The sequence below is a fragment of the Hymenobacter antarcticus genome, assembly GCF_039539545.1.
Lineage (GTDB): Bacteria > Bacteroidota > Bacteroidia > Cytophagales > Hymenobacteraceae > Hymenobacter > Hymenobacter antarcticus.
Map to the genome: position 1 here is coordinate 21,034 of NZ_BAABDI010000022.1, position 24,061 is coordinate 45,094.

Here is a 24,061-nt window from a genome sequence, read left to right on the forward strand (position 1 = left end):
TTCTTGAAGGAGGCCTAGAGATGCTTGTAAAGGCCCCTCGGTTGCTTACCTCGCCATGTTTTTTGTGTTATCATCCCCTCAGCGGCCAAAAAAAGGCCGGCTTTCTGGGCAGAAAACCGGCCTTTTTTCATTTCTATCAATTGGCTATTCCTGGGTCGAAATCGTCATATTGAAGTTCTTGCCATTGTCGTGGCTGGTGAGCTTGCGGTACTTGGCCGCCAGCGCGTCCGACTGCTTTTTGCCGTTCACCGTCAGCCCCGAGGAGTTGAGTTGAAACTGCAGGTTCTTCTCGTCGCTGCCGAGCACGCCATCCTTGCGCAGCTCCTTGCGCAGCGTTTCGGTATCCACCCGCGGCGGGGTGGGTGGCGCGGGCAAGGCGGGCATTGCGGGCATGGGCGGCATCGGGGGCACGGGCGGTTCCATCATCGGAGCTATTGGGGCGCGGGGCGCGCGGGGCGGCCGGGGTGGGCGCGGCGCATCGTTTCGGCTGAAGCTGGTGGTGCCGTTGCGCGTGATATTCATAGCGCCGGTGGCGCTCATTTTGCGGCCGGTGCTGCCTTCGTACAGCTTCAGGTACTTCTGCCGCACCTGGGCCGGCTGTTCCTTGCCGTTCACAGTCATGCTCGTGCCCGTGAGCTTGAGCTGGAAATTGTCTTGGTCCTGAATCAGGCCGTCTTTCCGTAATTCGGCCACCAGGGCTTCGTGCTGGTACCGGTCGCGGTCGGCGCGTTCTTGGTCGCGGTCGGCGCGGTCGCGGTCGGTACGCTCCTGCGCCAGGTCCCGCTGCTCCTGCTGGCGGTCGCGCATTTCCTGTTGGCGGTCCTGCAGTTCCTGCCGCTGGTCCTGCAACTCCTGCTGACGGTCGCGCATTGCCTGCCGCTGGTCCTGCGACTCCTGCTGGCGGTCACGGCTTTCTACTCGCCCGTCGAGCTTCCGTTGGCGGCCATCAGCATCAGGTAGTCGGGGCTGGCTCGATGACAAGGCGCTTTCGGCCTGCCGGATGCGGACGCGCACTTTTTCCAGCTCTTTGTTGATGTCCTTGCGCTGCTGGGCATTCAGGCTTTTCACGGCGGCGGCGGTGCGCAGGCCGCGCTCGGCTCCGCGCAGGCCCTCAAGCCGGGCGCGGCGCTCATCGCCGCCAGAGCTTCCGTCGAGCCGCTGCAGCCGGTACGTGCGGTTCAGCTGGCCTTCGGGGGCCATCCGAAACTGCCGTTCGTCAAAAGCCGGAAAATCAAACCGGAAATCCTTGCTACGCTCCACCTCACGCTCCACCTGTCCTTCGAGCCGGCGCTCCATCCCGCCATCGTTCCGAAAGGCATAACCCCGAAACTCCCGGTTTCCCGGCGGCACCACCTGAATGATTTCCACCTGCTGGTTTTTATCACCCCTGGTTTTCTTCGATTTGCCGGTGGCGGCTTCCACGCGCTGGCCATTCACCACGAGGTCGGTCAGCCGGCCTTTTTTATCCTTGGTAATCACCACCGTGCCGGAGTTGCCGGGAAAAGGCGGCGGGGCCATCTCGCGGCCATTGATGATGACGCGACGGCTTTCGCGGGGCTGACGAGGAGGGCGCGGCGGCCTCGGCGCGGCGTCATCCGGGCCGTCTTGCAGGATGGTGACTTCCCGGCTTTCCTCCCCGGGCTGAGCCGGTGCGGGCGGGGCCGCTTGGGTTGCCGTAGTGGTGGAAGTAGCTGTAGTAGCTGCGCGTTTGTTGATATCCGCCAAGCCACCAGCTTTAGCCGGCCCCGTTTGCCAGTCGAACGCGGCGGGTTTGGCAGCCGGTACGGCAGGCTGGGTTAAAGAACCAGCCAGGGCCACGCTGCCGCCCAGCAGCCCCAGGCCGCCCAGTACCAAGGCACTGGCCATGATGCCTTCGGCCAGGGTAGGCGCGGCCGGACGGCGCTGCACCAGGCGGCGCACCCGGCTTAGCAGGGCCCCGCGCCGGCCCATGGCAGCCAGCGCCAGCCGGGGCGCGGTGGGCACCACGGCGCTTTGGCTCCACTCGGCCAGGGCCGTGAGGGCGCGGGCCAGCCGCAGCGGGTCGCCGCCCACGAGGGCCGTGGCCGTGTCATCGCAGCAGTTTTCGCGCTCGGCACGTACGCAGCTGGCCATGAACCACACGGCCGGATGATAGAAGAACAAGGCCTCGGCCACGGTTTGCAGCAGGTTCACGAGGTAGTCGCGGCGCAGCACGTGGGCCAGCTCGTGGGCCAGAATAGCTTCCAGATGCGCCGCCGACAGCCCCGCCACTGCGCCCAGCGGCAGCAGAATCACGGGCCGCATGTGGCCCACCACCAGCGGCACCCGCACCAGCGCCGACTCCAGCAGCGCCACTGGCCGGCGCAGCCCACTACGGGCCGCCAGCACCGCCAGCCGCTCCTGCCAGGCCGCCGACAAAGGCCGCACCCGGTAGCGCCGCAACCGCTGCACATACAGCAGACCGCCCAGCATCCGCAGGCTCATGGCCAGCAGGCCCAGCAGCCACGCCACCACCAGCAGCGGCAGGTGGTTATTCAATGAGTGAATGAGTGATTGGGTGAATGAGTGCATGAGCCCGCTATTGAGCAGGCCTTCGGCTGGAGGCGCGGCTACCGGGGCCGGCGCAGCAACCTGCCGTGTCACCGGGCGTGCGCCGGCCGGAGCAGTCGCATCGGCCATTGCAGCGGTGGTCGTCGTGGTCACGATACGGGCCTCGGGCCTCCCCAATTCCACCCTCGCCCCGGCGGCCGTAGTTGCCCGCGGGCCGGCCGGCAAGCCCGCGCCAGCCGTGAAATACAAGCCGAACGTGATGCCAGCCAGCGCCACCACCGCGCCCAGCGCCCCGGCCGATGCCACGTAGCGCACCTCGGCGCGCTGGCGGCGCAGCAAGAGCAGGGCCCCGGCCAGCACGGCCGCTACCAATGCCCCCTGCCAAAGCGAGTGCAACAGGGTCCAACCCAGGGCCCGTACCAGGACGGGCGAAACGAAATGCTCAAGCGTGGTCATCGTCGTCGGAATTAGGAGTGGAATTCTGAATTTCAATGTCGTTGAGCAGGCGGCGGATTTGCGCCAGCTCATCGGCCGAAGTCTGGCGGCTGCCCAGGGCCTGCATCACCAGCTTCAGGGCCGAGCCGCCGAAAGTGGCGTCCACGAACTTATCGAGGAGCAGGCCCTGGGTTTCCTGCTCGCGCACTGCGGCGCGGTACACGTGGCTGCGGTCGGCATCGTCGCGGCGCACCAGGGCTTTTTCCAGCATCAGCTGCAAAATCTTGAGCGTGGTGGTATAGCCCACCTCCGCCTGACGGCGCAGACTCAGGTGGTCGTTGATGGCCCGCACCGTGGCGGGCCCGTGCTGCCAGAGCACGTGCAGGATTTCCAGTTCGGAATCCGTAGGTTTGGGGGGCGGTGCCTTGCTCATAACGAAAGATACGAAGCATCTACGAATTATTTCGTAGGATGAGGCAAAGATGCTACGAATCTATTCGTAGTTGCATAGATAGAATACGAAATATTTCGTACTAACCCGTCAAAACTAACCATCACGCTGACTATCAATGCATTAAATTTGCATCGAAAGTCAGCGGCTCGTTTCGCCAGAAAATACAGCCAGGTTTATTCGCCGGACTTTGGCCGCTTCTTCACCAGCGTAACCCGGGCCCGGTGGCAGATGCCGCCCAGTGGCGGGTTGAACTTGCTGACGCTGATTTTCACCTTGCGCACGTGCGGCAGCTCGGCCGTGATGCGGTCGAGCACGCGGTGAGCCACGTGCTCCAGGAGCCGGGCGGGGGCCCGCATTTCCTCGGCCACCATGCGGTACAGCACTTCGTAGTTCACGGTTTGCTGCAGCTTATCGGATTCGCCGGCCGCCAGCAAATCCGTTTCGATGTAGAGGTCAACGCCGTATTTGTTGCCGATTTTCTGCTCCTCGTCATAGTAGCCGTGGAAGGCGAAAAACTCCAGCCCTTCGAGTGCGATTTGGCCCATGCGGTGAATTGGTAAGATGGTGAATGAGGTGAAGCGGTTTAGGAATTCAGTTTTGGGTCATGCCGAGCGCAGCCGAGGCATCTGGCCAGGGCCCTTGGGCGACTCAACGAAGCGAGCGAGATGCCTCGGCTACGCTCGGCATGACGTTTCAGATGATTTTCCGAATTACTAAACAGCTTCGGTGAAGTAGTATCAAGCCCCAAAGGTTGCCGCCGAAAAAAAGAAAGCCCGTCCGATGGACAGGCTTTCTTAGGAATTGCAGGTGCGAAATCCGTTGAATCAGCAAAATACGTGGTCTATATTTCGTCGAAAAACGACTTCTCCGCTACGGCCGTTTCCAAGGTCGCGGCCATCATGGCCGGCTGGCCGGGGTGCGTCACGGGTGAAGGCTGGTTGATTTCGGGGTGGTCGGGACCAATGGGGCGGATATCGGGGGCCATGGGGTCTACGTGGGGCGGCCCGGGCTGGGGCACCTGCGAGGGAGCCGGCTGCTCAATGTTGGGCGCGGGCGAAATGCCGGGGTTTTCGGCGGGCGCAGCGGGGCGCTCAATATCGGGGTGCGGGGCTTCGGCGGGGGCGCCGGGGTCGGGCTGCTGGCCGGGCTTGGGGTTGTAGCCGGTGGTTTGGGCAGCAGTGCGCTCAAGCTGCTCTTCGGAACGGCTGCGGCCCGCGGGCACGAAGGCAACGGGCGTAGCGGCGGCCACGGCAGCGGCGGATGAAACGGTGGAAGAAGAAGTTACCTGCATGATGGAAGGGGGTTCGGGCGTGGGTTCGGCGGCCGCTTCTTTGGGCCGCTCTACCTGTACGCTCGCCGCCCGCGAAAGGATGGCGGCCGTGCCACCTTTGGGCCGATTGCGGGCTTTTTCTACTTTGTCCAGCGCATCGGAGGCCAGGTGGTGCAGGTCGCGCACGAGGCCGTCGAGCTGCTGCTCCAGGCGCTGGCACTCCTGGCCCAGGCCGGTTACTTCGCGCTGCATGTCGGCCACCGTTTTTTCGGCTTGCTGGTACGACTCATCTACCACGGTGCGAGCGCGCTGGCGGGCTTCACTGAGGAGGCTTTCGGCCTGAAACTGGGCTTCGCGGATGCGCAGGTCGGCGTCGCGCTGGGCCTGCTCGGTGATGTTGTGGCCAGTGTCCTCGGCGGTTTTCAGGGTGCGGTAGAGGCTGCTTTCCACTTCGCGCATCTTCTGCACATCCTGCTGGGCGTGTTCGAGCTTGAGGCGCAGCTCGCGGTTTTCATCGCCCAGCCGCTCCCACTGCTGCGAAATCGTGGTCAAAAAAGCCTGCACCTCGTCTTTATCAACCCCGCGAAAGGATTTTTCAAACGTTTTCTGGCGGATGTCGAGGGCGGTGAGTTTCATTTTGTTAATTATCAGTTATTCGTTGTTAGTTACTAGGTTCGATGCCAGCCAGCAGCGTTTACCGCTAACAACTGACAACAAACAACTAACAACTACCCTGCTACTTCCCAAACGGCCAGGCTACGGTCGTCGCTACACGAAACTAGCCGGTTTTCGGTGCCCGGCCAAACCAGCCGGTTCACCGACGTGCCGTGGCCCGCCGCGCGGGCCCGGTCGAGCACGCGCAGCAGCGTGAGCGTGGCCGCGTCCCAGAGCTTAATGCTTTTATCGAGGCTGCACGAGGCCAGGTAGCGACCGTCGGGACTAAAGGCCAGGTGGTGAATAGTGTACATGTGGGCCGGCACGGTGCCGACCAGGGCGTAGCCAGCGGCCACGTCCCAGGTGCGAATCTGGGCATCGCGGCCGGCCGTGAGCAGCTGCGCGCCATCGGGCGAGTAGGCCACCGAGAACACCGAATTCGTACTTTCAGCCAGCGTAAACTTCGTTTCCAGCGAATCCAAATCCAGAATGCGGGTCAGGGTGTCGGAGCTACCCACGGCCAGCTCGGCGCGGCCCTCGTGCAGCGCCAGGCAGCGTAGGCTTTTGTCGGCGATGCGCAGGAGCTTTTCCAAACGGAAATCGGGCACGGTCAGCACGGCCAGCGTGCCGTCGGCCAAGCCCACGTACAGCCGCTGCCGGCTGGCCGAGTACACGATTTCGAAGATGGCTACCGGCGGCAGGGCCGTAGCATGGGCCAGCTGTCGCCCCGCCAAATCGATGACCTGAATGCCCTGAAAGTTGTGCCCCAGCACCAATAAACCCAGCTCCGGCAGGTGACGCAGGGCATACACCGAGTTTTCGACGCGCGCCAGCAGCTCGCCGTCGCGGGCGGGCTCGGCGGCATCCCAGCCCACCACCATGCCATCGGCGCTACCCGAGTAGATGGCGCCGTCGGAGCCGCCCGTGAGGGCATACACGGCATCGCGGTGGCCAGCCAGCGTGGCAATTTTGGTAACGGGCGGGCGGAATAGTTCGGACATACTGTGGCGCAAAGGTAGCTTTGGGACTAATGCTTAATGAGTAGCGGTCAATATTTAGTGGTCAATAGTCGTTTTCAAACACCAAATTCACCGACTTTGAGCAAGTCTGGAGCCTCCCCCGTTCATTACTAACCATTGACCATTAACCACTAAACAATGCCACTTCATTCCGTCCAGCACATCTCCCCTACCGCCGTGCTGGGCCTTTGGCACCTCACCGAAACGCCCGCCGACCTGTGGGCCGGCCTGCCCCACCCCGAGGCCTACCAGCCGCTGCTGCCCGCCACCGCCGATGCCACCCGCCAGGCCCAGTGGCTGGCCGGCCGCCGCCTGATTCATCGTCTTTTCGAGGAAGCCGCAACCCCGCCGCCGGCGCAGGCCACCGTGCGGAACGATGCCACCGGCCGGCCCTGGCTGGCGGGTGCGGCTCCCGGCACGGTGGTGTCGCTGTCGCACTCGGGCGCGTGGGTGGCGGCGGTGCTGGCCCAGGGCGGCCGGGCGGGCGTAGATGTTGAAATGATTCGCGACAAGGCCCGGCGGCTGGCAGGCAAGTTTCTGGCCCCCGCCGAGTGGGCCGATGCGCAGGCGGCCACCCACGCCGACCCCGATGCCGGCAGCACCCATTACACCCTGCTTTGGAGCGCCAAGGAATCGCTGTATAAGCTGGCGGCACAGCGGGGCATCATCTTTCGGCAACAGCTGCTGCTTCATTCTTTTAGCCCGCGGGAATCCGGCGAAATCCCCGCTACGTTGGTACTGAGCGGGGCCGAGACGCGGCACTCCATTTGCTATACCCAACCCGCCCCCGGCTACGTGCTCACGTATTGCCACGAACCGGCCGGGTAATCGCGGCTACATTCGCCGCGTTGTTTTGTCTTACCTTACCGCCATGTCGTTCCGTCGCATTTCTATTCTTACCGCCGTGGCCCTGCTGGCCCTCACCATCAGCGTAGCCCGGGCCCAGGCCGGCGGCACCATCTCCGATTTTACCCTGAAAACCGCCGCTAATTCCGACGTGGCCCTGAAAAGCTACGCCGGCAACAAGGCCGTGGTAGTGGTGTTTCTGAACCCTGCCTGCGCCTTTTCGCGCCTCTATCAGGAGCGGCTGGCCTCGCTCAGCAGCGCCTACCGGGGCCGGGGCGTGCAGTTCCTGTTCATCAACGTGCCCATCAACCTCGACGCGCCCGGCACCGCCGCCCCCGGCGAAGTAGAGCTGCCCACCCTCTCCGATGCCAGCCAGCAAGTGGCCGGCCTGCTGGGCATAACCAAAACGGCCGAGGCCGTAGTGCTGGAGCCCACTTCCGGCGGCTTTGCCATCCGCTACCGCGGGGCTATCGATGACAACCCGCAGGTAGCCAGCAGCGTGCAGCAGGCCTACCTGAAGCAAGTGCTCGACAACGTGCTGGCTGGCCGCCCGGCCGGCGTGGCCGACAAGCGCGCCGCCGGCTGTTTGATTAAGCGGTAGCACGGGTACCCCGAAAGAGCGAGTACCCCAAAATTTCATTTCGGCCCGTGAGAACAAATCGTTCGCCGGTGCCGAAATGAAATTTCGGGGTACTCGCTCTTTTAGGCCTATTCCAGAATACTTAGCAGCAGGGCCACTTCGACCGCTTTCACGGGCTCCTGCAAGCGTTCGAAGCTCATTTGCAGGTTGCGCAGGGCGCGCCGCACGATGTCCAGATTAGAGCAGGGCTCGAAGAAAATGGGGTTCGAGGTGATGTTCAGCTGCGAGACGTAATGCTCGATATCGGTGCGCGAGAGCACCAGGCCCCGGTTGTAGCAGTTGATGTAGAACGGCTCGGCCCCGGGCACCTCGGGGCGGAAGGTGAGCACGAACAGGTTGGGCAGGTTCACGCCCGAAACCGGCAGGTGCAGGCGCTGGGCCACCAGCAGGTAAATCACGCACAGCGTGAGCGGGTTGCCACGCTTGGTTTCAATCACGCGCTGCAGCATGGAGTTGGCCGGCGAGTGAAAATGCTGGGTGTTGGCCGCGAACTTATGCGTCCGGAACATCACGTAGTTCAGGGTTTGGACCTGGTCGGCGGGGTGCATTTCGGGGCGCAGGGCGGTCCAGGCCTCGAAGCGGAGCTGCTCGATGGCGCGGTTCAGGGCCTGGTAGTCGGCGTCGGGATATTGGTAGGTATTCAGCAGCCACATGCCCTCCAGCAGGTCGGTAGCGCCGGCTTCGCGCCACACTTTGAGGCGCTGCTGCAAGCCCTCAAACTGCAGGTGGTGAATCAAGTCCTCCAGGCGCTGCTGCTGCTGGCCGTCGAGGGTTTCTTCCCAGGACTCTTCCAGAAACGGAATGATGCTTTCGCCCAGGTTCTGGATTTTATCCTGGATTTGCGGCGCGATTTCCGGGTCGTCGAGCAGCGAGATAAGGGCTTTGATTTCTTTGTTGGTCATGGATGCGTAACGGCCACCGCCAGGGTTGCAAGGGCAAATTTAACACCCTGCGCGGAGTTTGGGTTTCGGGAAGGGACTACGCGGGACCACCAGAAAGATGCGGGCCGCGGCGGCGCAGGTGTTTTGCGGCCTACTTCGGTGGCGCGGTTGCCAGTAATTGCCGGACAGAGTGCGGGTGCTGCCCATCAATGCCCATCCGGAGCAGAAAAAACCGCCACCGCCGGTCTGCATGGCCGCCGCCCTGCACCGCGCTGGCTCAGTGCCCGGGCTTGCCACCGGATTTCGCGCCCGGCTTTTTGGGTTTCCGCGCCCAGACAAAAGGGTATTTCCCTGCGAACACGGCGGGAAGGAAAGCAAATCATTTTGAGGCGGAAGCCCCGCCCGGCTTCTAAGTCAGGTGATTTCGTTCGACTTTTACAGGAGTTTTACCCCGCATTTTCCCGCCCATGCCGCCCAAACGCCCCACCGCTCCCGCCGCCGCCGACGATTCCATCATCGACATCACGGGCCTGTTTGAGCGGCTAGCGGTGGCCAATGCCGCCCCGCCGCCGCCGCCAGCCCCAAAGCCCACGCCCTACATCGAGTCGGCCCCGGGGTCGGGAATTTTTATCTACAATTACGATTATCACTACCGTGCGCCGGCCACCCTGGGCCACACCTACGGCGACAAGCTGGGCCTTACGCCCCGGCAAATCAGCTGGCTCGACAAGTTTAACCTGCCCACCAACAACACCTTCCTGAACATCGAGCCCATGCGGCAAGCCACGCTGCTACTCTACCTGGCGGTGCTGCCCGGCCTCGACCGCCAGCTGAAAGCCGCCGGCACCACGCTGGCCAAAACGACCAAAGCCCTGGAAGACGAGGCCAAGCAGATTTCTTACGAAGCCGGCTTCTGGTACAACACCCAGAACCGGGGCGGCAAGGCGGGCACCGACATCTACCTGGCTATTTTCCGGCTCTGCGAAAATGCCCTGCGCAGCCGATTCAACTACGCCCGCAAAGCGCCCGCCCTGTTTCCCCGGCAGCTCGCCAGCCTCGAACCGAAGTTTCACCTCAAGCTGGGCCGGCACGTCGCGACCCTGCTGCCCACGCTGCTGCCTCAGGTGCCGCCGCCCAGCGCCGAAACCGAGCGCACCTTCAACGAGCACGCGCCCCAGCGCTGGAAATTTTATTTTGAGCCCCTGGCCAAGCTGCTGCCCGCCAAAGTGCCAGCCTTCGTGAAAGCCGTGGAGAAGCTGGCCCAACAAAACAACCGCACCGCCGCCCGCGAAACCATCTACTACGAGGCGGCCAAGCTCCTGGCCGGTGCCGACCGCGAGGCCGCCCTGCGCTCCTACCTGCACTACCTGCACGATGGCGCCCATTGGGTAAACCCCAAGCCCAAAACGCTACCCCGTAACCTCCACAAAGAGCTGTTCCCGCTCCCGGAGCATACCCAGCGGTTCACCATGATTGCGAACCTGCTGGAGCTGAACGGCGACCGCAAAACCGCCCTCGAAAAAGTAGCCACGGTGTACGTAGTCGAGCGCCGCAAAATTGAGCTGGACCCGGCCGCCGTGCAAGCCGCCCGCGCCCGCCACGCCGACACCGTGGTGCTGCTCAACGAGTACCTGCAGGACGAGCCCGCCGCCGCGCCTTCAAAACCAAACCAGGCGCCTACTCCGACCAAAACGGCAAAAACCAGCAAATCAGACCCAAAACAGCCCAAAACTCCCGCCGCGCCCGCCCCGGCCGCCGCTGGGGCTTTTGCCGGCAGCCTGGGCTTGAGCGGCCCGCAACAGGCGCTTTTGCAGTTATTTGCCGCCCATCAGCTCACCTTATCGCTGGGACAGGTCGAAGCCTTGGCCAAAAGCCACGGCGGACTGCGCAATCAGCTTATCGATGGGCTGAATGACACCTGCTACGAGCTGCTCGATGACGTACTCATCGAGGAAAGCGGCGACGGCTACACGATTTACGAGCCGTATTTTCGGAAGATAACCGGTTAGATTACCGACCCCATCCACTTTTACGCTAAGCCCGTGTTCCGCCGCAGCTATTACCACTATTATCCCCCTACTCCGCTGGGCACCTTGTACGAGCACGACCTGGGGCTCAGTACCAAGCAGGTCAGCTGGCTCAACAAATTTACGGCTCCCAGCCACGGGTTCATGCAGCTCGAAACGGCCCGCAGGGAGACCGTCCGGCTCTATTTACTGGTGCTGGACGAGCTGGAGAAGCAGTGTAAAGCGGCGGGCACCACGTTTCAGCAGCAGGCCAAGGAGCTCACGACAAAAAGCGAGCAGTACGGCTATTTCAATTACAAGGAGCGAGGCTACGTCAGCGCCGCCGCCGCCGGCAATAAGGTGGCAGCCATTGTGTATTACACGATTTTCCAGCGCTGCGAAGACCTGGTGCGGCAGCGCTACGAAATGCCGCTGAGCCTGGAAAAACGCTATTTCACCGCCGTGCTCGATACGGCGAATTCGTTTGAGCGGTACTTTGGGGAGGTGGTGCAGGCGCTACTCGCGCCGCTGGCTGAGACGGTGCCGCTGCCCGACGATGAAACCGAGCAGGCGCTCAACGTGCTGGATAATGGGCGCTGGAAGCCCCGCTTCGAGAAGCTGCTGGCCCTGCTGCCCGCCGATACGGTCGGTTTCGCGGCGGGCGTGTACGACCTGTGCTACCTGAACGACCGCAACCCGGTGATGCCGCAGATTTATTACGCAGCCGCCAGGCAGCTTGGCGAACTGGTCCGCGAGCCCGCCCTGCACCTGTACCTGCACTACCTGCACTACGGGGCATCGCAAAAGTGGAATTTCAAACCCCGGCCCCTCATCAAACGCCTGCAAAAGAAGCTATTTACACAACCCGAACACCAGGCGCGGTTTGAGGTCATCTGCCAGACGCTGCTGCGCTCGCGCCAGCTGGACCAGGCCACGGCCGAAGTAGCAAATGTGTACGTGCAGGAACGCAGGAAAATTGCGCTGGACATGGGAGCGGTGCAGGCGGTGCGCGCCCAGCACGCCGGCACCGTGGAACTGCTGAATGCGTATCTGCAGGATGCCCCCGCGCCCGCGCTGCCGGCCGTCAAACCTCCGAGAAAGGCCCCGGCGGCCCCCAAAACTCCGGCTCCCAAACCACCGAAAACGACACCCCCGGCTGCTACCTTTGCAGTAGGCTTGCACCTGAGTGCCCCGCAACAGGCGCTGCTCCAGCTCTTCGCTGCACACGCCCTCACCTTGCCGCAACCCGCCGTCGAAGCCTTCGCCAAAGCCCACGGCGCGTTGCGCAACCAGCTCATCGACGGCCTCAACGAGCGTTGCTACGGCTTGCTCGATGACGTGCTAATTGAGGAATCCGGCGACGACTACACCATTTACGAAGCGCATTATCAGCAGCTTACCGCATCTTCATGCTAAACAATATCAAACCCAAGGAAGCCACGGCCATCATCAACTCGCTGCTGGGCGGCGTGGTGCCCAAGCTGGGCGTGCAGCACATCACGGTGGGCCGCTCGCCCGAAATCGAGGCTTTCGTGACCTCGCTCGATGAGGTGAAGAATGGCCACAGCATGGTCAAGTTCTGGATTGGTGATTTCGGCTCGGGCAAGTCGTTCATGCTGCACCTGCTGAACACGGTGGCGCTGAAGCAGAAATTCGTGGTGGCCAATGCCGATTTCACCCCCGACAACCGCCTTTACGCCAACGACGGCAAGGCCGTGGCCCTGTATTCGGCCATCATGGACAACATCGCCATTCAGACCAAGCCCGAGGGCGGGGCGCTGGCCACGCTGCTCGAAAAGTGGATTGAGCAGGTCCTCACCCGCACCGCCGAGGCCCAGGGCATTGCCCTCACCGACATCCGTGATGAGAAGTACCTACCCAAAGTGCAGGCCGCCATCATGAGCACCATTCAGGAGCTGACCGACGTGGGCGGCTTCGACTTTGGCACCGTGGTGATGAAGTATTACGAAGGCTACATCACCGATAACGACCTGCTGCGCCGCCACGCCCTCAAGTGGCTCAAGGGCGAGTACCGCACCAAAACCGAGGCCCGCCAGGACCTGGGCGTGCGCGAGGTCATCACCGATGTCAATTACTACGACATGCTCAAGAACTTCGGCCGGCTGTTCGTGAGTATGGGCTACAGCGGGTTCATGATTAACCTCGACGAGGCCATCAACCTCTACAAAATATCGACCGCGCCGATGCGCGAGAAGAACTACGAGAAGATTCTGACCATCTACAACGACTGCTTTCAGGGCAAGGTCAGCCACCTGTTCATCAACTTCGCCGGCACCCGCGAGGTGCTGGAGAATGAGCGGCGCGGCCTCTTCAGCTACCAGGCCCTGAAATCACGCCTGGCCATCAACAAGTTCGAAACCAGTGAAATCCGCGACTTTGCCCAGCCCGTGGTGCGACTGATGCCCCTCACCCACGACGAGGTGTTCGTGCTGCTCCAGAAGCTCAAGGAAATCTTCGATTTTAACTACCAAACCACCATCGACGTGTCGGATGCCGACATTCACGCCTTCATGGAGGAGCTGTTCAACAAGCCCGGCGCGAACGAATTTCTCACGCCCCGCGAGGTGATTCGGGACTTTCTCAACATCCTGAGCCTGCTGCGCCAGAATCCGGGTTTGAATAAGCAGCAGCTGTTCAGCGAAGTGCAGATTCGGGATGAGCGGCCCAATGAGTCGGCCGTGGACGCGATTGAGGTGCTTTGATTTTTTGCGTTTATGTAGGGTGCGGGGCCTGCCCCCGCCCGTCGTTGAGCGGAATCGTTGCAACGGTGCGGACGACGGGCGGGGGCAGGCCCCGCACCCTACATAAACTCAAAATATGTCCTTCGACCTCCTCGCCGAGCCCATCCGCCGCTACGTGCGCGACCAGCGCTGGGAGCAATTGCGCCCCATTCAGGCGGCCGCCATTCAGCACATTCTGGCCAGTGACGACAACTTTATCCTGGCCTCGCGCACGGCCTCCGGCAAAACGGAGGCGGCGTTTCTACCCATTCTCTCGAAGGTTGATTTCCGGCAGCCGGGGGTGCAGGTGCTCTACATTTCGCCGCTCATCGCCCTGATTAACGACCAGTTCAACCGCGTCGAGGAGCTGTGCAAGTACCTCGACGTGAAGGTGACCAAGTGGCATGGTGAGGCCAGCCGCGCCGCCAAGCAGAAGCTGGTGCGGCAGCCCGAAGGCATCGTGCTCATCACCCCGGAGTCGATAGAAGCCATGTTCGTGAATGCTCCCTACAGCGTGAAAGCGCTGTTTGCGAACCTGCGCTACGTGGTGATTGATGAAATTCACTCCTTCCTGGGTACCGACCGGGGCGTGCAGCTCATGTCGCTGCTGGCGCGGCTGCGGGCCGTGAGCGGGCAGCGGTTTGCGGTGGTGGGGCTGTCGGCCACCATCGGCGACTACGCCGAGGCCAAGCACTTCACCGGCGAGGCGGCCCGCACCAAAGTGCTGCTCGACAAGGCCGCCAAGGACATGCTCACGAAGTTCCGCTACTTCGCCGCCGACGGCCCCGACCTGCCGCTGACCCTGCTCAAGGACCTCTACAAGCAGACCAGCACCAGCAAAGCCCTCATCTTCCCCAACAGCCGGGGCCTGGCCGAAGTGGTGGCCGTGAAGCTGCGCCAGATTGCCGACCGCGTGGGCGGCCACGCCAACTATTTTTCTCACCACTCGTCGGTGGACAAGGAAGTGCGCGAGTACGTGGAGCACTTCGCCAAAAACAACCAGCGCCAGCCGTTCTGCATCGCCTGCACGTCCACGCTGGAGCTGGGCATCGATATTGGCTCCGTCGATAAGGTGGTGCAAGTGGATGCGGCCCAGTCCATTGCCTCACTCATTCAGCGGGTGGGGCGCAGTGGCCGGCGCGACGGTGCGCCCAGTCAATTGCTGCTCTACGCCACCAGCCCGTGGAGTCTGGTGCAGTCGCTGGCCTGCTGGCAGCTCTACCAGGAAGGCTTCGTGGAGCCGCTGCGGCACGCCCGCCGGCCCTACGATTTGCTGCTGCACCAGGCGCTGTCCATCGTCAAGGAGCTGGCGGGCGTGGGCCGCCCCGAGCTGCGCCGCCGCCTGCGGGCCAACGCCGCGTTCACCGAAATAACGGTCGTTGAAATCGATGAAATCCTGGATGAATTGCTGCAGATTGACTGGCTGGAGGCGCTGGGGCAGGAGCTGATAATTGGGGTGGAGGGCGAATTCGTGGTCAACTCCCGCGATTTCTACAGCATGTTTCGCACCGAAACGATGTACAAAGTAGTGTACGCCGGCAATACGGTGGGCGAAGTCCCCTACTCGCCGCAGCTCCAGGAAAACGAAAACCTGCTGCTGGCCGCCCGCGTCTGGAAAATCAAGCTCCTCGACCTGCCCGCCAAGCGCATCGAAGTGGTGCCCGCGCACGATGGCAAGAAGCCGCTGTTCTTCGGCGGGGGCGGCACGGTGCATCCGCGCATCCGCCAGGAAATGCTGGGCCTGCTGCTGGCCGACACCATTCCGCCCGAGCTGGACGCGCCCAGCCGGGGAGCGTTGCAGGAGCTGCGCCAGGACTTTGCCGGCTTCCCGTGGTCCACGCCGCCAGAACACGAGCGGCCCATCATCGTCAAAGACAAATTCCTGATTTTCTACACCTTCACCGGCACTAAAATCAACCGCAGCCTGGCGTTTCTTATCAAAAGCCTGGACCTGGAAGCCACCTACGACGAAGCCACCAGCAGCTTCCTGCTCCCGCTGCCCCCCCGGCTGCTGCCCGAATTATTCGAGCAGCTGCGCCTGTTCATCGACGACATCGACTTCCACCTCGCCGCCGCCCTCACCCAAAATCCGGCCCTGCTGGACTTCGCCAAGTGGAGCCCGGCCCTGCCCTTGCCCTACCAGTGCGCCATTCTGAAAGAGCGGTATTTTGATTTTGAGGGGACGCGGGAGTTTCTGAGCAGCACCGTGATAATAACGAAAACCGAATAACCGCCCCTAATCCTGCTGCGAGGGCAGGTGCTCGGTAGCCGGCACCGTGGAGCGCCATGCCAGCTTGTAGGTCACGGCCAGCACCAGGTTGTTTTTGATGGCAGTAGTCTGCGGGGTGAACTGGCCCCGTCTGAGCGCCGGCAGGTTGTAGTCGGCCTGGTTCAGCAGGCCGACTTGCAGCACCAACTGCGGGGTAAACTGGTAGCCAATGCCGCCGTACAAGCGGTTGCGCTCGAATACCGGCCCGGTGGGGTTGAGAAACAGCTCATTATAAACCGATAAAAAAAGCGTGCCGGTGCTGACCGTTCGTTTATTGAGCGGAAAGAAAACGTTGAGCCGGTAGCGAAACCGCTGCCGGAACGCGGTGCTGTCGCCGCGGAAATTCACCCAGCGCTGCTCGATTCGGTAGCGGTGCTCCAGTTTCAGGCGCTTCGAATATTGCGTCAGCACCAGCTGTTCCCAGAGGCGCTTTTCCACGGTGAGCGGGCTCGCCTCCAGGTCGCGGTAGTCGGAGGTGCGGTAGTAGCCACTGCCCACCAGCACGGTGAAGTTGGGGTCGATGTCGTAGCTCAGGCCCGCTTTCAGCTCGTGGTAGAAATACTCTTTCAGCACGCCATTGGCCCGCACCTGGACCTCGGCGTAGCCTCCCCACTTGCGCTCCGGGTTGCCCGGCAGCTGCACCGTGCCGATAAACCAGCTGCCCCAGGCCCCCGTAGTGCCGACCGGGATTTGGGCACGAGCCACGGGCATCGAACCTACCAATAAACCCAGCAGCAAGCCGGCCGAAACGTCCTTAATCATTGTGAAATCAGAAGGTCGAAGTCCCGTCCTTTGGGCCCCACCCTGCGGGCAAAGGTACCGGCCGCGCCGCCAGTGGTAGTGCGGCGGCCCTCCCGGCACGCGGCCCGACCACCCGGCCCGGCCGCATGCTCAATGCCGCAGCGTAATTACCCGCCTACCCCGCCGGCTACTTCGCGCTCAGGCTGCGCGCCGCCGCCCCGGAAAACGTCACCGACGCGCTGTCCGAAAACTGCTGATGCAGGCGCGGAATCCCCGTCGCCAGGTTTAAATGCCCCTGATGACCAATGGTCAAATCGGCGGCCTGAATGCGATTATCCGACTCGATTTCCAGCTCCGGGCCGCTGCCGGGACTGGTACCGACCACGGCGCGCAGCCAGCCCAGCGTGTTGCCCGCCAGTCGGATTTGGTTGCTCCGGTCCTGGCGCACCGTCAGGCTGTCTTGCCGAAAGCCCTGCACCAGCACCGTGCCCCCGGTTTGGAGCTTGCCAAGCGGCGTCTGGCCGGCCAGGGTGTAGGTGCCGTCCGTGGTGAGGGCGGCGAGGCGCGGGCAGGAAATCACCATCACCTCCTGGCGGCCCAGGTACTCCGGCTCCCGCGGGTATGCCACCGATACCAGCAGCTGCTGGCCACGCTGGGTAACGCGCACAAAATCGGCCGCCTCCTTACTCACCCGCACGGCAAAAGGGCCGGCCACAATTTTCACCTTAAGCCCGCTGGCCGAGGGCACGCTCACGGCATCGAAATTGCGCAAGGCCAGGGTGGTGTAGTTGTGCAGCGGGTCTTTGTAGTTGCCGGTGCGCTGCTCGGCCCGCAGCGCCACGTTGTAGGCCGTGAGGGTGCTGAGCAGCAGCACGACCGCGGCAACGAAAATCTTATTGCTGGTTTTCATGGGAAGAAATGACGGGTTGGGGTTGGGCATTTTTAAATTCCTCGTAGCGGCGCTGCACCTCGGGCAGGCCGATGCCGAGCAGCAGCATGGCAGCAAATACCTCGGGCAGCTCCTGGGTCAGGAACCGCTCGCGGCGCTGCTGCTGCACCTGCGCCACGGCCCCGGCGGCCACAAAAAACCCGATGCCGCGCTTGTTATACAGCACCTCCTGGCTCTGCAGCAGCTCGTAGGTGCGCATCACCGTGTTGGGGTTCACCTGCAAGCTACCGGCCAGTTCGCGCACCGACGGAATCTTGTGGTCGGGCGGCCACTTGCCGCGCAGTATCAGCTCGCTCACGTACCCGGCTATTTGCAGGTAGATGGCTTCATTATCTTTGAATTCCATGGCTTAAGTGGCTTTACAGCTGCTTTTCGGTGAGGCGAGTATAGGCCCCGGCCCAGCTGAGTAGCAGCATGCCCACGGGCACCACCACCAGCCAGCGCAGCTGCGCCTCGGTGAGGGAAATGGTGCTGGCCACGCCCGTGGTGCCATCCTGAAACTTCACCGTGGAGTAGGGAATGGCCGAGATGAGGCCTTGCCCAATCAGCCACTTCTGCGCCTGAAAATTCACTACGGCCAGCACCACCCCGCCCAGCAGCAGCACAAACGCCGTGCGGACAAACTGCTGCTTGCGGAAGAAAATGCTGCCCCACAAAAATGCCGCGCTCAGCAGCGCGTAGGCCACCAGGGAGGCGTAAATCTTATCCTGGCTCGAAAACAGCGACACCAACTCCGGTCTGGGCCCCGCCCAGTCGTCAAATTGCAGCACCAGGCTGTCCATCAAATAGAAGCAGCCGATGTACACCAGCAGGAAAATGGGCAGCGCGTAGAGCCAGGCCACCAGGTATTTTTCCCAGTGCGAGGCCGGCAGCATGAGCGCCGCCGTGGCCTGCCGCTGGTTGCCGAACTCGGCCAGTACCGTACTGGTGAAAAAGGTGCCCGAGCTCAGCAACCCCAGGATAAACACCACGCCCTGCACCGACGGCACCATGGCCTGCGTATTCAGATACGCCACGTAGCCCAGCACCAGCCCAATGCCGCCCAGCAGTACCACCGTCGACATGAGGTAGCTGCGCAAATGCTCGGCCGTGTGCTTGCGGAACAAGCGCCCAAAGCGCGCGAAATCAAAGAGCTGGCTCATGAGCGGGCTGGGTTTGGGTGAGGTAGTGGGCCAGGGCGGGCGCTTCGCTCACCAGGGCATTGAACAGCAATTCTAAATCGATGCGGCCCGGCACGCCGCTACGGTTGGGCCGGATAACCTGCGCGCCCACCGCCGTTTCCTCGGCGTAGAGGGCCGTGCCATCGGCCTCGGCCACGCTGGCGAAACTGAGGCGCTCGCCCAGGTCGCCGAGGTCGGCGTTGAGCACGATGCGCTGGCCGTGCAGCACCAGCACGGTATCAATCAGGCTCTCCAAATCGCGCACCTGGTGAGTCGATACTATCACGCAGCGCTCGTCAGTGAGGGCCGTTGCCACGAGTTTGCGGAACTGGGCCTTGGAGGGAATATCCAGCCCGTTGGTGGGCTCGTCGAGCACCAGCAGGCTGGTGTTGGCGGCCAGCGCGAAGGCAATCATGAACTTCTTCTGCTGCCCGAACGAGAGCGCCGCGAGCACGGCCTGGGCCGGCACCTCAAACTCGCTCAGGTAACGCGCCAGCGCATCGTAGTCGAACCTGGGGTAGAAGCCCGCCGTGTGCTCCACGAACTGCGCGGCCGTCACGGCCGGCACGTACACTTCTTCGGGCAGGAAAAACACGTCGGCCAGCACGGCGGGCAGCCGCCGCGCCGCTGGCTGCCCCAGCACCTCGCAAGTCCCGGCATCGGGAAAGGCCAGCCCCACGATGTTCTTGAGCAGCGTGGACTTGCCCGCGCCGTTCTTGCCCAGCAGGCCGTAGATGTGCCCGCGCTCCAGCGTCAGGCTCAGGTTTTGGAAGAGCGGGCGCTTCTTGGAGTACCCAAAATGAAGGTTGCGGATGCGGACCATGCGGTTGTTGTTCTAGTGTATTATTGTTCTAGTACACTACAAACGTACGGCAGCTTTTTTGCTATTCCAATGCAACCAGCAAATTATTTTTGGGCACGAAAAAAGCCGCCTGGGAGGCGGCTTTTCAAGGTAATGGCACCAGCGGGCTCTGGCGACAGCCCGGTGCGCTACAAGCGTATCATGATGTGCTGCTGCCCTTTGCGAGGCAGTCGGTGCGTTTTCAAAAACGCTTTCAGCGCCGCCGGGTCGTGCTCGAAGGCCAGCACCTCGGCGGCGAGCTGCTTGATTTTGACTTCGAGCTGCGCCTGCTGGCGCTGAAACGCATACTCCAGCGCAACGGGCGACGACAGCAGGTAAAACGGCTGACCGCTGAACTGCGACAGCTCCTGCTGCTCCTCATAAAGCGCGCCTTCCAGCTCGCCCGCCTGCTCGCGCAGCAGCTTGTTGTAGTAGCGCAGCTGGTCTTCGGCCAGGTTTTCGAGGTGGCTCTGGTCGATGCGGTTGAGTTCGAGCTGGAGCCGCAGCAGCGTGAGCAGCTCGTTGGCCTCGTAGGCGGTGGTGACTTGCTTGAGCAGCTCGGTTTTGCGGATTTTCTCGGCTTCGTCGGGCTCGCGGTCGGGGTGCAGGGCCTTCACCAAATCCATGTAGAGGGCGCGCACCGACTTGGTAATGTTCTTTTCCTCGGCCTGCTTTTTATCTTCGGCGGCCTGCTGCTTGGGTGTTTTTTTGCGGGTGGCGCGACGGGCCTGCTGCTGGGCCTCTTCCTCGGCTGCTTCCTCGGCGTGCAGGGCTTGCTGCTGGGCCATTTTCTGCTGCACGTAGGCCTGAAACTTGGCCTGCGTGCTCACGTCGGCATCGGGTTCAAACTCGATACCGAAGTTGGCACTGAACATTTCCTTCATGGCCTCGGCAATTTCCCGGTCGGCTTGGGCGTCTTCTTCGGGCGAGAGCGGCGGGGCGTACTTATCGAAGATGGGTTGCAGCTCGGGGTGGCCGTGGTCGAGCAAATCAATGAAGCCGTCGAGTATCAAATCCAGGATTTTATTGCGCTCGCCCTTGGTCAGCTTGTAGGTATCGAGGGCGTGGTCGAGCAGGCGCACGAGGTTGGCGCGCTCGTCGTTATGCCGGGCTTGCAGGGGCCGGTACTCGTTCTGCACCCGCTGCCGCAGCCGCGTCGCGGCCTCGCGGAACTCGTGCACCTCGCTTTCCAGCTTCGCAATGCGTTTGGTGAGGCGGTTAAATTCCTTCTGGGCCTTGCCCAGCAGTGGGTTATTGGTGCTGAGCGCCGGAATGTGCACGAGCTGCGGCTTGGGCGTAACGGGCTTTTTTTTTGCCATAATGGAGCGAAATTAGTAGCGCAATTTACGGCCAGAAAAGATTTATTGCTGGCTGCTGTTTAGCAACAGGGCGTAAGTGGCGGCAGTTTTGTCTGCCCCGTGGCAGCCGGCCGACAGGCAGTAGTTTTTCATGGACGGAAGACACCCGTCATAAAAAAAGCCGCTGATTAAGCGGCTTCTTTCAATGGCTGGACCACTTCCAGGTCGGCCAGATGGTGAATTTGCTCTTTCTCCAAATCGTAGTCGTCCTGCAAGCCCAGCCAGAACTTAGGCGAGTTGCCGAAGTAGCGGCCAAGTCGCAGGGCCGTATCGGCCGTGATGCGGCGCTTGCCTTTTAAAATGGCCGCCACACGGGTTTGAGGAATGCGCAGGTCCTGCGCCAGGCGGTAAGCAGTGATATGGAACTCGCTGAGGAATTCCTCTTGCAGGATTTCGCCGGGGTGAATGTTAGGGAGACGTTCCATCGAGAGTTTAGTGATAATCGACAATTTCAACTTCGGTAGCCTGGCCGGCGCTCCACTGGAAAATGATGCGCCATTGGTCGTTGATGCGAATGCTGTAAAAATCCTTTCGGTTACCCGCCAGCTTTTCCAGTCGGTTGGCCGGCGGAATGCGCAGGTCGGCAATATTCTGGGAGTTGTGAATCATCCGCAGCTTATGCCGCCCGATTTTCTGAACTTCCAGCGGCAGCTTGGTTACCTGCTCACCCAGCCAAATCTGTTCCGTCTGTTTCGAGCCAAAGGATGCAATCATACTTACGCCGAGCGTTACTAACGCTAAAGGTAAGTAGTTAGTTTGATTAGGCTATTCACGAACTCGCGGCAGTCCAGCAGGTCGGGCAGCAGGGCGTAGGCGGCGGTAGTTTTGCCCACGCCGTTGCAGCCGGCCAGGAGATAGAGGGTTTTTATGAGTCTAGTAACGCAATTCTACTCCGCTTTTACTTAATGCATCAGCCCCAGGCAAAACATCCATACCATCGAACTTCCCAACAGCTATTTTACTGATGTGCCGTCTCAATCGCCCTGAAGTTGAAACTATCTCTTTCCAGTCCCAGCGTTTTACCTCGGCTAATGTTTTGTCATCATCAGCTCTACCTAAGGCTCCTCTCTCATTGAAATGGCCGATATTGGAATGATGGAGGCAGTTCTTCTGGTATCCGCCTAAGTAAAGCTGAATTAATCCCCAACCGCCTGTGGCATAACGAAAGGTATGTCCTTCACAGGACTCAGGGTTTAAATTAACTTTTCTAAATATTACTTCCCCGCCAAAACGCGGGCTCCATAATTGGAGAGTTATAGCAAACTGCCCACCATTTTCTAAATCAAACTTTGCAGCTACTTCAGCAATGCTTTTGTATTGACATACTTTCTGACTGAATTTAGAAGACAAGTCGAAAACCTGCAATTCCGTATGCTCGAAAATAAATTCGAAAACCTGAATTTTATCTATGCCGGTCGCTAAGAAATTGTAGTTCGTAGTCTCACACCTGAATGACCCCCACGTTATACGCCTTCTCAATCGGCGCATGGTTGGCAGCCGCAATGCCTTCGGAGAGCACCTTGCGGGTTTCCAGCGGGTCAATCACGGCATCGACCCACAGCCGGGCCGCGGCGTAGTAGGGCGATAGCTGCTCCTCGTAGCGGGCCTTGATGCGGTCGAGCAGCTCCTTTTCGGCTTCGGGGGTAATGACTTCACCTTTGGCTTTGAGGGAGGCCACCTGGATTTGCAGGAGCGTATTGGCGGCCGCCGCGCCGCTCATTACGGCGAGTTGGGCGGTGGGCCAGGCCACGATGAGGCGCGGGTCGTAGGCTTTGCCGCACATGGCGTAGTTGCCGGCCCCGTAGCTGTTGCCCACGATGACGGTGAACTTGGGCACCACCGAATTGGCCATGGCATTCACCATTTTAGCGCCGTCCTTGATGATACCACCCTGCTCGGAGGCCGAGCCCACCATGAAGCCCGACACGTCGTGCAGAAACACCAGTGGGATGCGCTTCTGGTTGCAGTTCATGATGAAGCGGGCCGCCTTGTCGGCCGAGTCGGAGTAGATGACGCCGCCCATCTGCATGCCGGTTTTCTTGCTCTTCACGATTTTGCGCTGGTTGGCCACGATGCCCACCGCCCAGCCATCGATGCGCGCCAGGCCGCAGATGAGCGTCTGGCCATACAGGTCTTTGTAGGGCTCGAACTCCGAGTTATCAACCAGACGGTTGATGATTTCCATCATGTCGTAGGGCTTCACCCGGTCGGCGGGGAGCGTGCCGTACAGTTCCTGCTCATCCAACCTGGGCTTGGCGGGGGTGGTGCGGCTGAAGCCGGCCGTGGCCTGCCCGCCCATCTTGTCGAAGATGTTGCGGATGTGGGTCAGGCACTCCTCGTCGGTATCGAACTTGTAGTCCGTCACGCCCGAGATTTCGGAGTGCATCCTCGCGCCGCCCAACGCCTCGTTATCAATGGTTTCGCCGATGGCGGACTTTACCAGGTAGGAGCCGGCCAGGAACACCGAGCCGGTGCCATTCACAATCATGGCCTCGTCGCTCATAATGGGCAGGTACGCGCCACCGGCCACGCAGGGGCCCATGATGGCCGAAATCTGCACGATGCCCATGCTGCTCATCACCGCGTTGTTGCGGAAGATGCGGCCGAAATGCTCCTTATCGGGAAAAATCTCGTCCTGCATGGGCAGGTACACGCCCGCCGAATCGACCAAGTAGATAATCGGCAGCTTGTTTTCGATGCTGATTTCCTGGGCCCGCAGGTTCTTTTTGGCGGTGATGGGGAACCAGGCGCCGGCCTTCACGGTGGCATCGTTGGCCACCACCACGCATTGCCGCCCGGCTACGTAGCCGATAACCACGACCACGCCGCCGCCGGGGCAGCCACCCTCTTCTTTGTACATCCCTTCGCCCGCGAACGCGCCGATTTCGACCTGAGCCGCGCCCTTATCCAACAGGTACTCAATCCGCTCGCGGGCGGTGAGCTTGCCCTTGGCCTTGTGGGCGGCAATGCGCTTTTCGCCCCCGCCCAGGGCTACCTTTTTGAATTTCTGGCTGAGGTTGAAGCTTAGTTGCTTGAGCTGGTCTTCGTTGCGGTTGAACTCGACGTTCATATAAAGTGGGGTGGGATTTTGGAAGAATGGGCACAAAAAAATCCGCCCGGAGGCGGATTTCAAAGGTACGGCGCGGCATTTCCTTGAACTATAAAAAGAACGTCATGCTGAGCGCAGCCGAAGCATCTCTACCGCAGTAGCAATTATTTACTTACGCGGTAGAGATGCTTCGGCTGCGCTCAGCATGACGGGCGAGAA

At 61.5% G+C, this 24,061-nt stretch carries 22 protein-coding genes; 6 read left to right on the forward strand and 16 right to left on the reverse strand.

Annotated elements, in window-relative coordinates; translation table 11 throughout:
* Nucleotides 1-144 precede the first annotated feature (144 nt).
* The 5 genes from ABD819_RS14910 to ABD819_RS14930 form a co-directional block, all read right to left on the reverse strand.
* On the reverse strand, nt 145-2,985 hold the full coding sequence (locus ABD819_RS14910) for a M56 family metallopeptidase (protein WP_345125608.1): 2,841 nt from the start codon (nt 2,983-2,985) through the stop codon (nt 145-147).
* Nucleotides 2,972-3,397, reverse strand: coding sequence for a BlaI/MecI/CopY family transcriptional regulator (locus ABD819_RS14915; RefSeq protein ID WP_345125609.1), 426 nt, complete (start codon nt 3,395-3,397; stop codon nt 2,972-2,974). Before ABD819_RS14915 ends, ABD819_RS14910 begins: the two co-directional genes overlap by 14 nt.
* A 194-nt stretch (nt 3,398-3,591) precedes the next feature.
* Nucleotides 3,592-3,963 carry a dihydroneopterin aldolase gene (folB, locus tag ABD819_RS14920; protein ID WP_345125610.1) on the reverse strand — a complete coding sequence of 124 codons (372 nt, stop codon included), beginning with the start codon at nt 3,961-3,963 and terminating at the stop codon, nt 3,592-3,594.
* A 296-nt stretch (nt 3,964-4,259) separates the two neighbouring features.
* Entirely contained in the window at nt 4,260-5,324 is a 1,065-nt protein-coding gene (locus tag ABD819_RS14925) for a DivIVA domain-containing protein (protein WP_345125612.1), read from the reverse strand.
* A 92-nt stretch (nt 5,325-5,416) separates the two neighbouring features.
* Nucleotides 5,417-6,343 carry a WD40 repeat domain-containing protein gene (locus tag ABD819_RS14930; protein ID WP_345125613.1) on the reverse strand — a complete coding sequence of 309 codons (927 nt, stop codon included), beginning with the start codon at nt 6,341-6,343 and terminating at the stop codon, nt 5,417-5,419.
* A gap of 156 nt (nt 6,344-6,499) precedes the next feature.
* Between ABD819_RS14930 and ABD819_RS14935 the strand changes: the two genes are divergently transcribed.
* Both ABD819_RS14935 and ABD819_RS14940 read left to right on the forward strand, forming a co-directional pair.
* Nucleotides 6,500-7,189, forward strand: coding sequence for a 4'-phosphopantetheinyl transferase family protein (locus ABD819_RS14935; protein ID WP_345125614.1), 690 nt, complete (start codon nt 6,500-6,502; stop codon nt 7,187-7,189).
* 43 nt (nt 7,190-7,232) lie between these two features.
* Entirely contained in the window at nt 7,233-7,808 is a 576-nt protein-coding gene (locus tag ABD819_RS14940; RefSeq protein ID WP_345125615.1) for a redoxin domain-containing protein, read from the forward strand.
* 107 nt (nt 7,809-7,915) lie between these two features.
* Here ABD819_RS14940 and ABD819_RS14945 read toward each other — a convergent pair whose 3' ends face one another.
* Nucleotides 7,916-8,749, reverse strand: a complete 834-nt coding sequence (locus ABD819_RS14945) for a transglutaminase-like domain-containing protein (RefSeq protein WP_345125617.1) — start codon at nt 8,747-8,749, stop codon at nt 7,916-7,918.
* 446 nt (nt 8,750-9,195) lie between these two features.
* Between ABD819_RS14945 and ABD819_RS14950 the strand changes: the two genes are divergently transcribed.
* The 4 genes from ABD819_RS14950 (at nt 9,196) to ABD819_RS14965 (ending at nt 15,705) form a co-directional block, all read left to right on the forward strand.
* Nucleotides 9,196-10,737, forward strand: a complete 1,542-nt coding sequence (locus tag ABD819_RS14950; protein ID WP_345125619.1) for a tellurite resistance TerB C-terminal domain-containing protein — start codon at nt 9,196-9,198, stop codon at nt 10,735-10,737.
* Nucleotides 10,738-10,770: 33 nt separating this feature from the next.
* The gene (locus ABD819_RS14955; RefSeq protein WP_345125620.1) at nt 10,771-12,150 is read left to right on the forward strand and encodes a tellurite resistance TerB C-terminal domain-containing protein; all 1,380 of its coding nucleotides are present in this window, start codon (nt 10,771-10,773) and stop codon (nt 12,148-12,150) included.
* The gene (locus tag ABD819_RS14960; RefSeq protein ID WP_345125621.1) at nt 12,144-13,457 is read left to right on the forward strand and encodes an ATP-binding protein; all 1,314 of its coding nucleotides are present in this window, start codon (nt 12,144-12,146) and stop codon (nt 13,455-13,457) included. The genes ABD819_RS14955 and ABD819_RS14960 overlap by 7 nt, the downstream gene beginning before the upstream one ends.
* 115 nt (nt 13,458-13,572) lie before the next feature.
* Nucleotides 13,573-15,705 (forward strand): DEAD/DEAH box helicase, encoded by a 2,133-nt coding sequence (locus tag ABD819_RS14965; protein WP_345125622.1) that lies wholly within the window; start codon nt 13,573-13,575, stop codon nt 15,703-15,705.
* Nucleotides 15,706-15,711: 6 nt separating this feature from the next.
* Here ABD819_RS14965 and ABD819_RS14970 read toward each other — a convergent pair whose 3' ends face one another.
* From ABD819_RS14970 to ABD819_RS15015, 10 genes are all read right to left on the reverse strand, one after another.
* On the reverse strand, nt 15,712-16,506 hold the full coding sequence (locus tag ABD819_RS14970) for a DUF2490 domain-containing protein (RefSeq protein ID WP_345125623.1): 795 nt from the start codon (nt 16,504-16,506) through the stop codon (nt 15,712-15,714).
* A gap of 166 nt (nt 16,507-16,672) precedes the next feature.
* Nucleotides 16,673-17,395, reverse strand: a complete 723-nt coding sequence (locus ABD819_RS14975; protein ID WP_345125624.1) for a hypothetical protein — start codon at nt 17,393-17,395, stop codon at nt 16,673-16,675.
* A complete protein-coding gene (locus ABD819_RS14980; RefSeq protein ID WP_345125626.1) occupies nt 17,379-17,780 on the reverse strand; it encodes a GntR family transcriptional regulator in 402 nt (133 codons plus the stop codon). Before ABD819_RS14980 ends, ABD819_RS14975 begins: the two co-directional genes overlap by 17 nt.
* A gap of 13 nt (nt 17,781-17,793) precedes the next feature.
* Nucleotides 17,794-18,576 carry a hypothetical protein gene (locus tag ABD819_RS14985; protein ID WP_345125627.1) on the reverse strand — a complete coding sequence of 261 codons (783 nt, stop codon included), beginning with the start codon at nt 18,574-18,576 and terminating at the stop codon, nt 17,794-17,796.
* Entirely contained in the window at nt 18,560-19,417 is an 858-nt protein-coding gene (locus tag ABD819_RS14990; protein WP_345125628.1) for an ABC transporter ATP-binding protein, read from the reverse strand. The genes ABD819_RS14985 and ABD819_RS14990 overlap by 17 nt, the downstream gene beginning before the upstream one ends.
* 167 nt (nt 19,418-19,584) lie before the next feature.
* Nucleotides 19,585-20,754 (reverse strand): hypothetical protein, encoded by a 1,170-nt coding sequence (locus ABD819_RS14995; protein ID WP_345125629.1) that lies wholly within the window; start codon nt 20,752-20,754, stop codon nt 19,585-19,587.
* A 167-nt stretch (nt 20,755-20,921) separates the two neighbouring features.
* Nucleotides 20,922-21,218, reverse strand: coding sequence for a HigA family addiction module antitoxin (locus ABD819_RS15000; RefSeq protein WP_345125631.1), 297 nt, complete (start codon nt 21,216-21,218; stop codon nt 20,922-20,924).
* Nucleotides 21,219-21,225: 7 nt separating this feature from the next.
* A complete protein-coding gene (locus ABD819_RS15005; RefSeq protein ID WP_345125633.1) occupies nt 21,226-21,507 on the reverse strand; it encodes a type II toxin-antitoxin system RelE/ParE family toxin in 282 nt (93 codons plus the stop codon).
* 159 nt (nt 21,508-21,666) lie between these two features.
* Complete coding sequence (locus tag ABD819_RS15010; protein ID WP_345125635.1) at nt 21,667-22,143, reverse strand: hypothetical protein; 477 nt, start codon at nt 22,141-22,143, stop codon at nt 21,667-21,669.
* Nucleotides 22,144-22,234: 91 nt separating this feature from the next.
* Nucleotides 22,235-23,863 (reverse strand): acyl-CoA carboxylase subunit beta, encoded by a 1,629-nt coding sequence (locus ABD819_RS15015; RefSeq protein WP_345125637.1) that lies wholly within the window; start codon nt 23,861-23,863, stop codon nt 22,235-22,237.
* Between the last annotated feature and the right edge of the window lie 198 nt (nt 23,864-24,061).